The 11,877-nt window shown below is 56.0% G+C and carries 10 protein-coding genes; 7 read left to right on the top strand and 3 right to left on the bottom strand.

The window, feature by feature from the left end:
* Window positions 1–759, top strand: a complete 759-nt coding sequence (locus WG934_RS07950; protein ID WP_339989606.1) for an ABC transporter ATP-binding protein — start codon at window positions 1–3, stop codon at window positions 757–759.
* A 10-nt stretch (window positions 760–769) separates the two neighbouring features.
* Here the strand turns inward: WG934_RS07950 and WG934_RS07945 are convergent, their stop codons facing one another.
* Window positions 770–1,246: a hypothetical protein gene (locus WG934_RS07945; RefSeq protein WP_339989604.1), complete on the bottom strand. Its 477-nt coding sequence runs from the start codon at window positions 1,244–1,246 to the stop codon at window positions 770–772.
* Between the two features lie 59 nt (window positions 1,247–1,305).
* Window positions 1,306–1,542, bottom strand: coding sequence for a helix-turn-helix transcriptional regulator (locus WG934_RS07940; protein ID WP_339979612.1), 237 nt, complete (start codon window positions 1,540–1,542; stop codon window positions 1,306–1,308).
* A 257-nt stretch (window positions 1,543–1,799) separates the two neighbouring features.
* On the opposite strand from WG934_RS07940, the gene WG934_RS07935 reads away from it, so the two are divergent.
* The 3 genes from WG934_RS07935 to WG934_RS07925 all read left to right on the top strand — a co-directional run bounded on the left by WG934_RS07935 (window position 1,800) and on the right by WG934_RS07925 (window position 6,820).
* Window positions 1,800–3,008 (top strand): dicarboxylate/amino acid:cation symporter, encoded by a 1,209-nt coding sequence (locus tag WG934_RS07935; protein WP_339979610.1) that lies wholly within the window; start codon window positions 1,800–1,802, stop codon window positions 3,006–3,008.
* A 106-nt stretch (window positions 3,009–3,114) separates the two neighbouring features.
* Entirely contained in the window at window positions 3,115–4,566 is a 1,452-nt protein-coding gene (thrC, locus tag WG934_RS07930; protein WP_339979609.1) for a threonine synthase, read from the top strand.
* Between the two features lie 499 nt (window positions 4,567–5,065).
* Window positions 5,066–6,820 carry a thiamine pyrophosphate-binding protein gene (locus tag WG934_RS07925; RefSeq protein WP_339989602.1) on the top strand — a complete coding sequence of 585 codons (1,755 nt, stop codon included), beginning with the start codon at window positions 5,066–5,068 and terminating at the stop codon, window positions 6,818–6,820.
* On the opposite strand, the gene WG934_RS07920 is transcribed toward WG934_RS07925, so the two are convergent.
* The gene (locus WG934_RS07920) at window positions 6,817–8,325 is read right to left on the bottom strand and encodes a DUF5129 domain-containing protein (RefSeq protein WP_339989601.1); all 1,509 of its coding nucleotides are present in this window, start codon (window positions 8,323–8,325) and stop codon (window positions 6,817–6,819) included. The genes WG934_RS07925 and WG934_RS07920 overlap by 4 nt on opposite strands.
* A gap of 91 nt (window positions 8,326–8,416) precedes the next feature.
* Between WG934_RS07920 and WG934_RS07915 the strand changes: the two genes are divergently transcribed.
* The 3 genes from WG934_RS07915 to WG934_RS07905 all read left to right on the top strand — a co-directional run bounded on the left by WG934_RS07915 (window position 8,417) and on the right by WG934_RS07905 (window position 11,849).
* Window positions 8,417–9,832, top strand: coding sequence for an MFS transporter (locus WG934_RS07915; RefSeq protein WP_339989599.1), 1,416 nt, complete (start codon window positions 8,417–8,419; stop codon window positions 9,830–9,832).
* Window positions 9,833–9,858: 26 nt separating this feature from the next.
* A complete protein-coding gene (gene glsA / locus WG934_RS07910) occupies window positions 9,859–11,217 on the top strand; it encodes a glutaminase A (RefSeq protein ID WP_339979602.1) in 1,359 nt (452 codons plus the stop codon).
* A gap of 95 nt (window positions 11,218–11,312) precedes the next feature.
* Window positions 11,313–11,849, top strand: coding sequence for an NADPH-dependent FMN reductase (locus WG934_RS07905; RefSeq protein ID WP_339989597.1), 537 nt, complete (start codon window positions 11,313–11,315; stop codon window positions 11,847–11,849).
* Window positions 11,850–11,877: the final 28 nt, after the last annotated feature.

The following is an 11,877-nucleotide window of genomic DNA, read 5'->3' as shown; positions in this document are numbered from 1 at the left end:
ATGAACACCATCATTTCTTCCCACAACCTAGTGAAGTCCTTCCCCAATGCAGAAGGCGAAAACACTGTCCTCCACGGCATTGATGTCTCGATTGAACCTGGCGAATTCGTCGCCATCATGGGGCCCTCGGGGTCAGGTAAATCAACGCTGCTCAACACCCTCAGCGGGATGGATGAAGCAACAAGCGGCGAGATTTTCTTCAACGATGAGCCGATTCACGAACTTTCGCAGAAGCGACTGGCGGAGCTCAGACTCACAAAGATGGGCTTCGTGTTTCAGCAGATCCATCTACTGAAGAACTTGTCGCTGCTCGACAACATCATCTTCCCAGGGTTTTCGGCGCAGAAGGTACCTCGAGCCGAAGTGGTAGAGCACGGACGGGAACTCATGAATCGCGTCGGATTGAACGGACTTGAAGACCGCACCGTCGCACAAGCTTCTGGTGGCCAACTGCAACGAGTCGGCATCTGCCGTGCCCTCATCAATGACCCTGACGTGCTGTTCTGTGACGAACCAACAGGCGCACTAAATTCGACCTCCGCCAGCGAAATCATGGATCTCCTGTGCGAAATCAACAATGAAGGCACAACCGTCGTCGTCGTGACGCATGATGTCAAAGTCGCCACACGATGCGAGAGAGTGCTTTTCCTAGTCGACGGGCAGATTGTTGGCGACCGTCAGCAAGGAAAAGACGACCCTGATCAGTTCACCGCGCGACATACAGATCTATCGACGTGGCTTATCGACCAGGGCTTCTAGTAACCGACAATCAGTAATCGTCAGGATCAGCAGCAGCCAACCGTTCCTCATCCAGATTGCGGTTGTGCTGCTGGTTCTTCTTCATGTAGAAGAAGCTTGCAACTCCACCGACGACCGCGCCGACAATGGCGCCGATCCATGACCAAGCGTTGTTGTCCGTGGTGTTATATAACAAGCCACCCATCCACAACCCTGTGATCGGAACCATGAGGAGCAACACAGGCGTCGACGGGAGGACAGCCCTCGGCGCAGGAACACGTTGGCGCATCCACCTCTGCCCCATCTGCTGCCCCACAAAAACTGCAAGCGGGAACAGGAATGACAGATAAGCTGCTTTTCCCGGCAAGAACCACGCGACGATGGCCGCCGCAATGATCGTTGAATAACCCGTGATGTAGTTCGCGATGGTCGACGACTGGTGCAGGATTTTCCGCTCGTATTCATCGTCCACCGACTTCTCGTACAACTCGACGATGTGATCCGACATTGACGCCATTGTTCTCTCCCTACCATTCCGCTTGTTTTAACATTGTGGTGACTGACTAGTCACTGTGTTTCTTGCTCGTCGCCAAAAACTTGTTCCACCGTCTTGCCCAACTCACTGCAAATCGCAAGTGCCAGATGCACAGACGGCGAGTAATTGCCCTTTTCGATGTTCACAACCGTCTGCCGAGAAACCCCAACCCGCGTAGCCAGTTCTGACTGCGAGAGCTCTTGCCAGCGCCGGTACTTGCGAACCATGTTTCCCAGCGACGCATCGTGTGAACTACCACTGGAACCCATAAACATTCTTTCCTTGATGTCTACCCTACAACCCTTATTGTACAGTTTATTTTACATTTCGTAAAGGGTTACGGCTAGCGCAGTTCCCCAATCCAACCGCGCGGAAAGCACCCCAGCGATGCGGGAAACGGCAATTACCTCAGGTAAGTTATTCAGAGAATTTTTCGAACACTAGGTACATCAGGCACACCAACGCTCTCGTAGCTAGGTGCATACCGGCACTCACGCTTCGAGGTACCGAAACCAAAGGAACTGACATGAACTTTTCACGACTTTCGAAGTCGCTACTGTTCCGCATCATCGTTGCCATCATCCTCGGCATCGCGTGTAGCTTCTTCTTCCCCGAATGGCTTGCAAAAGTCTTCGTCACGTTCAACGGGTTGTTCGGCAACTTCCTTGGCTTCTTCGTTCCAGTCCTCATTTTCGCGCTGATCACCCCGGCAATTTCCAGTCTTGGCAAGGGTGCCGGCAAGTGGCTCGGCCTGACCACCGCAATTGCCTACGGTTCCACGGTGTTTTCGGGTTTGATCGCCTACGGCGCAGCTGCTTCGCTTTACCCGAGCTTGCTTGGCGACGACACCGTCGCAAAGTCTGTCGACGTCGAAGAAGGCGCACTGTCCCCGTACTTCAGCGTCGAGATGCCACCACCGTTTGAGGTGATGACGGCCCTCCTGCTAGCTTTCGTCATTGGCTTGGCCATGACGGCAGTGAAGTCCGATTCTCTTCAGCGAGGCGCAGACCAGCTTCGCGACGTGATCATGAAGGTCATCTCGACCTTTATCATTCCGATTCTGCCGTTCTACATCTTCGGCATTTTCTTGTCGATGGGCATGAATGGCAATCTGACCACCACGTTGTCGATGTTCTTCAAGGTGTTGGTGCTGGCAATCATTGGCACGGTTGTGTTGTTGGCTATTCAGTTTGTGCTGGCAGGCTCCATCGCTGGTCGAAATCCACTTACGGCGCTGAAGAACATGCTTCCCGCATACGCGACGGCACTGGGCACCTCATCGTCGGCAGCAACGATTCCAGTCACGTATGAGTGCGCAAAGAGGAACGGAGTCTCGGAATCCGTCGCCGGGTTCACCATTCCACTCTGCGCAACGATTCACCTTGCCGGCTCCATGATGAAGATCGCGCTTTTCGCATTCGCAGTCATGTACATGTCAGGTACTCCAGTGAGCTTCGCGCAGGCCATCGGCTTCATCCTCATGCTGGGCATCACCATGATTGCAGCACCAGGCGTGCCGGGTGGTGCCATCATGGCTGCCGTCGGCATCCTCGCCAGCATGCTCGGCTTCACTGACGAACAGAACGCACTGATGATCGCCGCTTACATCGCTATCGACTCGTTTGGCACTGCGTGCAACGTCACTGGCGACGGAGCCATCGCCATGGTTGTCAACAAAATTGCGAAGGGAAAGCTCGACAAAGTAGACGAAAACAAGGACAGCATTATCGCGTAAATACCGGGTTCATATCGCGGATTTCCGCACCGTAGTTTTCTCCGCTTTTCCCAAGGTCCGACGTGCCATGCACGCCGGGCCTTTCCCTTTCAGTAAACTAATTAACGTGGACTACATTTCGACCCGCGATCCAAAGCGCACCCCAGCAAAGTTTTCCGATATTCTTCTCGGCGGCCTGGCCCCCGACGGCGGTTTGTATTTGCCGGCGGAGTACCCGCAGGTCGATGATGAGATGTTGACGAAGTGGCGCGCCGTTCTTGCCAATAACGGCTACGGCGCCCTGGCAGCAGAAGTTCTTCAACTGTTCGTCGACGACATCCCAGCAGAAGATCTGAAGGCTATTTGCGCCCGTGCCTACACCACTCCAAAGTTCTCGGACGAAGCAATCGTCCCTGTGACAGAGCTGGAAGACGGCCTTTACATTGGCCACCTATCCATGGGGCCAACTGCTGCGTTCAAGGATATGGCAATGCAGCTTTTAGGCGAGCTTTTTGAATACGAACTGGGCCGTCGTAACGAGACCCTGAATATTCTTGGCGCTACGTCCGGCGATACCGGTTCTTCTGCGGAGTACGCAATGCGCGGACGTCCAGGAATCAGCGTGTTCATGCTCACCCCAGCTGGGCGTATGACACCATTCCAGCAGGCGCAGATGTTCGGTCTGCAGGACGAGAACATTCATAACATCGCACTGGATGGCGTTTTCGACGACTGCCAGGATGTCGTGAAGGCAGTGTCGGGCGACCTGGAGTACAAGAAGTCGCACCGCATTGGTGCGGTGAACTCAATCAATTGGGCACGCCTGATGGCTCAGGTCGTGTACTACGTATCGTGCTGGATCCGAGTTACGGGCAACAACGGCCCAGAGGCAGACAACTCGCAGAAGGTCAGCTTCTCAGTTCCTACCGGTAACTTCGGCGATATCTGCGCCGGACACATCGCACGCTCTATGGGCGTTCCCATCGACCGTCTCATCGTTGCTACGAACGAGAACGACGTTCTCGATGAGTTCTTCCACACCGGTGGCTACCGTGTTCGTTCCGCGGAAGAGACGTTGGCTACCTCGAGCCCATCGATGGACATCTCCCGCGCCTCGAACTTCGAGCGTTTCGTTTTCGACCTGCTAGATCGCGATGCCGAGCGCATTGCGGAACTATTCGGAGTCAAAGTGAAGGAAGGTGGCTTCTCCCTCACTGCCGATCCCGTATTCCCCAATGCTTCGTCGAAGTACGGTTTCATGTCGGGTCGCTCGCACCACGCGGACCGCATCGAGACGATCCGCGACTGCTGGGAGCGCCTCGGTGTCATGGTTGATCCGCACACTGCGGACGGCATCCACGTGGCCCGTGAAGTACGCGATCAGGTTGCTACCCCAATTGTTTGCCTCGAAACTGCACTGCCAGTGAAGTTCGCCGAGACAATCCTCGAAGCAACTGGTCAGCAGCCAGATACTCCAGAGCGTTTTGCGGGCATCATGGATGCACCACGTCGCGTCGTCGATCTGCCAAACGATGTCGAAGTTGTGAAGAACTTCATTTCTGAGCACGTGGCGAAGTAGTCACGTCGCTGTAACGTCACTCGATAACGGGTGGGCACCTATCTCGGTCTTTTTCTGATCGGTTGGTACCCACCCATTTTCTCTTTTTGACGATCGATCCTGCGCCGTTGAATCTGCGCCGCCGCACCTTTCCCCAGTTCCTTCGCTGCGCCATCGCAGCCATAGGGCCTTCCCATAATCACCCCCGACCCCCGCACACGAGAAACAGCACCCCCACCCCCGAATTCACACATTTTCACCCCCACTTCCAGATTTGGAATGAATTCAATAAATACCCGCCGGAGCTGGGTTTACACCGACAACCAACTACGTAAACCTGCTCTAACAACACCCTAGACCTCCCGAAACTGTCTTCGAGCTGTCACAATCGTCGGTGCACATTCACCGTCTTGGCGTTATCGTCGCCTACCCGCCCTCTTTCAAGCTCGGAGTTCCGTTGTCCCCATCAGACTTCACACAGTTCGCAACTAACCGATATCAATCCCACACAATCGGACATTTGGAAACTTCGACGACATCGTCAGCCATCGCTGATGTTGTGCGCGACCGCGCACATCACGCCTTCGGCCTCGTCGGTAATGCGAACTCACATGTTGTCTCAGATCTCACCTCCCAGGGGTTCCCATACACGGCGGTCCGTCACGAAGCAGCTACTGTGACAGCGGCTGATGCTTTCTACCGAGCGTCGTCACGTTCGGAGAGAATCGCAGTTGCGACAACGACCTGTGGTGCTGGTTTCACCAACACCATTACTGCGCTGGCCGAAGCGAAGTACGCGCGAATTCCCCTTGTTTTCATCGCGGGCACCGCGCCGGCTGCTGCGCCACGACACTTCGATGTCGACCAGGCTGCGCTTCTCGACGCAATGGGAATCATCTACCTCACCGTCTCACCGTCGTCGGCACGAATCGAAACGTCGATTGCCTTTGATCTCGCGGAGTCACTGCGAGAGCCGGTCGTCATTCTGCTTCCACATGATCTGCAGGAGAGCCAGCTGGAGCATGATGGTGCCATCGCACGCAATGCTCATCATGATCCGTATTGCGTCTCGTCGGCGGCAGCCCCGCACGCCGCTGATGCGTCGATGCCAGCCTCTGACACGCACGCTGGCGATTCCCTCGCCGACATTGCTGAGCTGCTGTCCACCGCCCACCGGCCTGTCATCGTGTCGGGTCGCGGTGTAGTGCTGTCACACACAGAAGAAATGGTGGCAAAGCTTGGCGACGAAATCGGCGCCATCCATCTCACCTCCGCGATGGCGAACAACGTCTTCGATGCAGCTCCAGAGGCGGACAGTGAGCTATTCGCCGATGTAGTCAGCCTTGGCATATCCGGTGGGTTTGCTCACGCAGAGGTAGTCGATGTCATGCGCAGCGCAGATGCCATCTTGGTTCTGGGCGCTAGTTTCAACCCATTCCAAGCTCGCGGCGGCAAGATGTTCCCTGCCCACGCAACTGTGGCGCACATTATCGACGAGCCACATCCAGCAGCTATGCCCGTCGATAAGCGGGTGTACGCCGATCTGAGAGATGCTCTACCTCAGTTGCTCAGACTGATCACGAAGAATGAGTACGCCGATGGCTGGGATCTGGCAGAGCTCCGCCTCCAATTGCAGCGTGGCGACTTCACGCCAGCGCCAGCTCATACCGTGGGTGAGGACGGACGGCTCGACCCACGCGCTGCTCTACATGCGTTGAATCTCTTGCTGCCTCAGCAACGCTGCGTGTGTACAGATGGTGGCCACTTCTTGGGCTGGGTGCCGAAGTACTTGGACACGCCGGATCCAGATGCGCTGGCACTTGTGGGTTCCGCAATTCAATCCATCGGGCTTGGCTGTGGCTCTGCTGTGGGCATCGCGGCTGCACGACCGAGTGACTACACAGTCCTTGTTACCGGCGATGGTGGCGGATTGATGGCCCTGTCAGATTTGGAATCTGCCATTCGCGCGATGCGCGGCAGGAACGGAACCCCTGGGGGCGCAATCGTCGTGATGAATGACGCTGCATATGGCGCCGAACTGCACCAATATGCCGCCGCTGGTCTTGACACCGAGTCCATGGTCATCGATGACATTGACTTCGCAGCACTCGGTTCAAGCCTCGGCGCACGTGGCATCACCATTCGCACCATGGCTGACTTCGATCTGGTCGCAACTGCGCTTCACGACAATCCGGCAGATGTTCTCGTCCTCGACGTGAAAATCTCGCAGTGTGTTGTTGCGGACTTCATCAAAGAGGTTTTGCAGAAGCGTTAGAACGAACCGCCACCGCCGGCGCCGGAGAACCCCGAACTGAACGACGTACTATTGCCACTGTCCGTCGTCGCAGCGAGATCAGCATCATGCCAGGTTGACATCACCATGAACGGCACCCAGTTGTTATACCCTGAGCCAACGCGGTAGTTCGCATCCCACAGAGCTGGTGCGTGGCGTTCGCCGTCCTTTATATCGAGGTCATCAAATTCCTTCTCACGGATGATGTCCATCACCAGCGCATAGTCGTGAATCAGCTGCGCGTAATTGTCCATGAACGCGTCGCTTCGTACATCTCGACGCAGCTCATCGGCTGATGCCTCTAGGTGCGCAAGACGCTTTTGAATTTCGGAGTTATTGACATCGGATTGTGCCTTGATGATGTCGTCGCGAAGCTCGCTTAGTTCTTCAATACGCGCCGCATCGTCACCATGTTCCATGTCCCATAGACGGTCGATATTCTTCTCCGCATTGGTCATGCGCTCGGTGGCTTCATGCGCCTTGTTGATGTCGCCAGCTCGCTGCCTCAACACCGCATCGGACTTCTTGCCCTCCGGCATCTTCTCGTGCATTTCTTCAATCCGGGTATTGATGTGCATCATGCCATCTACCAGTGAATTCACTGCAAGAAATTCGTCGCGTACCTGCTCCCATTGGGAACGCAACTCGGCATTCGCGAATGGCGAGTTCAAGTTGTGCGCCCGCACGTCGATCTCCCCCAGACGCAGCCCGACACTGGCGTAGTGTTTCTGCACAAATGCCAACTTCTCACGGGCTGTATTCGCCTTCTTCTTGCGAGATGCTGCAACTGCGACCGTCGTCACGCCCGCAGCTACTGCCACAGTCGTCGCAGCTACAGAGAGCCCAATAGTCTCATCTCGTTTCGCATCTTCTTCAGCTTGTCGACGATCACGCTCGATTGTGCTCGTATCGACGGCATACTTCGCGCTAGCAACGAGGCCATCAACGAGCTGCTTGTCTTTCAGCGCTGGTCGACCGGCTTCCAGAATGTTGTCGAGACGGGTGTCATTACGAAGGTCTATGTCTGCGGCAACATCCTCACCGGCATAAGCACCGTTGGAGCGAGGATCTTTGCCGTAGGCAAAAATGAGCGCGCCATCACGAAACACGTCCTCCAGGATGAGGGGCGAGTTCTTGTCACGGAGGTGCTCTTCGACTGAGTCGTTGATGTTATCGTCAACATCTTCCATCAAGAGATACTCAATGTCGGTGACTGACCCGGGCACTAGAAGTGCTTCGGTCTCTTTGAGCAGCCGGGTTTCATCAGCGGGAGTAAGCAGATCATCCGCATCGTCGATTGAAACGTTGATCTCCGATGCTGGCTTGAGCTCGCTTTGTGTACCGATTGACGCATCCGATGCCGTAGCAACCCCCAAACCAATACCAGTACTGACCAGCGCCAGCACTGAAACACCGGTGCTTGCGAAGAACCGCACCACAAAGCGCTGCCGTTGGGGTTGAGTACTTGTGTAACTTTTGCGGGTCATCGCTACTGTCGCCTTCATTGCCAAGATCGAATAAACCGGGTTGGTGTTTCGCAGTTACTTTCCAGTCTAAAGAGTTCTACACTCGTCCAGAGTGAGCACTTCGTCGAACCCCAAGGATCCCGCACATTCCACTAGAGGGCATTCTTCGCACTCCCCAGCGAGAGACCGCCAAGTTCGCGACCGCCCGCACCCACGTGAGAAGCTTGCGGCCCGCGCCCTCGTCGTGTGGGCCGCTGCCGTATTGGTGTATATCGTTGCCATCACAGGTCGTACGTCACTTGGTGTTGCAGGCGTACAAGCGCTGGACAGGTTCGACATTGACGCTTCCCGGCTCGCGGTATTCACCGCAGTTCAGGTTGGTGTGTACGCACTGGCGCAGATTCCCGTCGGCATCATCATTGACCGCGTTGGCGCTCGGAAGACGATGGTCGCCGGAGCACTTCTCATGGCGGTGGGCCAGGCCGTACTTGCCCTCTCCACTGCATATCCGGTCGCAATTGGTGCCCGAATTCTCATTGGCGCAGGCGACGCCACCGCATTCCTGGCAGTGATGCGACTTCTTCCAGCGTGGTTCCCACTGAAATCCACGCCAGTCTTTACCCAGCTCACCGCAGGTCTTGGCCAGCTGGGCCAGTTCATCTCGGCAGCGCCGTTCTTGGCTCTATTGCACGCCGAAGGCTGGGTTCCAGCGTTCTTGTCCATTGCCTCGGGTGGCGCCATTATCGCGCTAGCTGCTGCTGTTGCTGTACGGGATAGACCCGACGATTCGCTGTATCGAGAGTCGTCGGTCAACATTCGGCCAGTCACCACCCAGCCACCTGCAACTCCGCCGCAGCGGGCATCAATCCGTTCGATGCTGGGCGTCGTTTTGCGTGATCCGTCCTGCTGGCAGGGATTCTTTACCCACTGGACGGGACTGCTGAATCAAAACGTGTTCCTGTTGCTGTGGGGCATGCCGTTGATGACCCTTGGTATGGGATTGGAGCCATCCCAAGCCAGTGCTGGCTTGGTCATCAATACAGTGGCAGTGATTTGTTCGGGGCCCATCGTTGGCATGATTTCGTCGCGCCTGGGTAGTAGCCGATGGAAGTTCCACACCTTCATGACTACCTCCGTCGCCATGGCCTGGGTCTGGTTCTTCCTCTCTCCTACACCGCACACGTTTATCGTCATCATCGTGATGAACGCCTTCCTCGGTCTTGCCGCATCGACTTCCAACTATGGTTTCGATACCGTCCGCGAGAACGTCGATCGCTCTGTACTCGCAACTGGTACAGGTCTTTCCAACATGGGTGGGTTTGTGGCGGCGATGGTGGCGTCGCAAAGTATTGGTGTCATTCTCGACATTTCCAGCGACGGTAGCGCCTACCAGTGGGCTGATTTCCGCCTCGCCTGGGTTGCGGTGCTCGTGGTGTGGCTCATCGGCATGATCGGGCTGTTCTCCGCGCAGATTGCTTTGCGACGACGCGCTGCAGCAGCACCGTCTCACAAGTTTGAGCTCGCGTAAGGGGCGAACTTCCGTAGCCTGGGTGCATGACGTTCCCTACTATTGCCTCTCCATTCCGAGACACGCTTTTTGATCTCACCGAGTCGTGCCGGCACCGGTCCGGTGGTGCAAACGCTGAGTACATCCCTGCGTTGAAAGACGTAGATTCCCAGCTCTTTGCCACCGCCGTGATGACTCCAACCGGAGATATGTATGCCTTCGGGGACACCTCTCATGAGTTCACCATCCAGTCGATGTGTAAGCCCCTGGCATACGGACTAGCAATCGAATTGATGGGCTTGGACGCCGTTTCGGAACGTGTTGGTGTGGAACCAAGTGGTGACGCATTCAACGAAATTTCTTTGGATAAGTACGGTCGTCCAGTCAACCCGATGATTAATGCCGGCGCGATCACTGTGCACGGACTGCTCATGGAATACGTTGGCCCGGATGGTGACGCCGTAGAAGTCGTTCGCCAAAACCTGTCCGACTTGGCTGGACGGGAATTGAAGATCGACCACGAGGTCTCAGAAGGCGAGGTGGAAACTGGCTTCCGAAACCGCGCCATCGCCAACTTGTTGCGTTCGACCGATACGATCACCTGCGATCCGCTGGAGGCGTTTAAGGGCTACTGTCGCCAAAGTGCTGTCGCGCTGAACGTGTGTGACCTCGTCACTATTGGTGCAACACTCGCTTCGGGTGGAATTCAGCCCATGACCGGCAAGCGAGTTTTCCAGCCTGAGACGGTTCAGTGGGTGCTGTCTGTCATGTCTACGTCAGGCATGTACAACGCTGCGGGTAACTGGATGAATACGGTAGGAATTCCGGCAAAGTCGGGCGTCAGTGGTGGCATCGTCGGCGCGATCCCAGGCGAACTGGCGTTGGCCAGCTTTTCACCGCCACTAGATCAGTTTGGCAACTCTGTGCGTGGCAACGAATTCTTCCACCGCGCATCAGAGGATTTGGGCTTGCATATGATGCGTGTTTCGCAACGTCCTCATGGCGCTCTTCGCCAGCGCGCGTTGGTTGATTTTGATTCTGACGGCATTCAAGACACCACCTTGCTCCGCCTGTATGGAGACATCAACTTCACGTCATTCCAAGTTGTCGACCGCGAGGTCGGCAAGGGTGCCGCGTCAGGTACGCAGCTCTTCCTGGATCTGGTTGAGGTGCGCAGCTTCTCCCCTCTTGCCCGCGAGCTCACTCAGCAGTTGCTCGAATCAGTTGGTGCGCAAACGACCGTGTACGTGCACGACCCGTCGGATCTCCTGGACAAGGATGCCTGCACCACGCCACAGTGGGTCGACCAGGCGAATGTTCGCGAGTACCGTAGCGCGAAACCAGAGCGACTCAAGCCTCGGCGATGGCACAGCCGTTTGGGTCGCACGTATCGACGACGTCGTTAAGTCCACACCCCCACTGGTATAGCTTTCAAGTTGCGGGAGCTCGCCACTACTGCTACATTGTTGACACATCATCATTAATATGAGAGGGTTTCACAATGAAGCTTGGCATTATCACCGGCACCACCCGCAAGGGCAACGCAGGCACTGCAATTGGTCAGTGGGTCCACGAGGCTCTGCAGGGCCGCACTGACGTTGAGCTGGTTGAACTGAGTGTCGCAGATTTCGACTTGAACTTCCTCACCGAAGAAACCATCCCAGGCATGGCAAACGGTGTCTACGAAGATGAGAAGACCACTGCATGGGCAGCTGCAATCAAGGAGCTCGACGGCTTCCTGTTCGTCACCCCTGAGTACAACGCAGCGCCACCAGCTGCCATGAAGAACGCAGTTGACCTGCTATTCGCTGAGTGGTCTGAGAAGCCAGTTGGCTTCGTTGGCTACGGCTTCCACAAGGGCGTGCGTGCAGTCAACCAGTGGCGCGACATTGTTCGTAATCTGAAGATGGTCGACGCTGAAACCGCAGTCGAGATCGACCTCGGTGCTGAAATGGCTGATGGATCCTTCGCTCCAGCTGAGGGCCAGGTCGAGGTCCTGAACAAGGTCGTCGACGAAGTTCTCGCAGCAGCCAAGTAATTACCAGCGATACCTCGCTGGCGACGAG

The sequence above is a fragment of the Corynebacterium sp. H78 genome (assembly GCF_037572275.1).
Classification (GTDB): Bacteria; Actinomycetota; Actinomycetes; order Mycobacteriales; family Mycobacteriaceae; genus Corynebacterium.
Note: the sequence above shows the minus strand (reverse complement) of the source record. Positions and strands in the feature narration are given on the sequence as shown.

What these genes read in the sequence shown, in the direction of transcription:
- WG934_RS07950 (WP_339989606.1), top strand. Translation starts at nt 1, where the DNA reads ATGAACACCATCATTTCTTCCCACAACCTAGTGAAGTCCTTCCCCAAT.
- WG934_RS07945 (WP_339989604.1), bottom strand. Translation starts at nt 1,246, where the DNA reads ATGTCGGATCACATCGTCGAGTTGTACGAGAAGTCGGTGGACGATGAA.
- WG934_RS07940 (WP_339979612.1), bottom strand. Translation starts at nt 1,542, where the DNA reads ATGGGTTCCAGTGGTAGTTCACACGATGCGTCGCTGGGAAACATGGTT.
- WG934_RS07935 (WP_339979610.1), top strand. Translation starts at nt 1,800, where the DNA reads ATGAACTTTTCACGACTTTCGAAGTCGCTACTGTTCCGCATCATCGTT.
- WG934_RS07920 (WP_339989601.1), bottom strand. Translation starts at nt 8,325, where the DNA reads ATGACCCGCAAAAGTTACACAAGTACTCAACCCCAACGGCAGCGCTTT.
- glsA (WP_339979602.1), top strand. Translation starts at nt 9,859, where the DNA reads ATGACGTTCCCTACTATTGCCTCTCCATTCCGAGACACGCTTTTTGAT.
- WG934_RS07905 (WP_339989597.1), top strand. Translation starts at nt 11,313, where the DNA reads ATGAAGCTTGGCATTATCACCGGCACCACCCGCAAGGGCAACGCAGGC.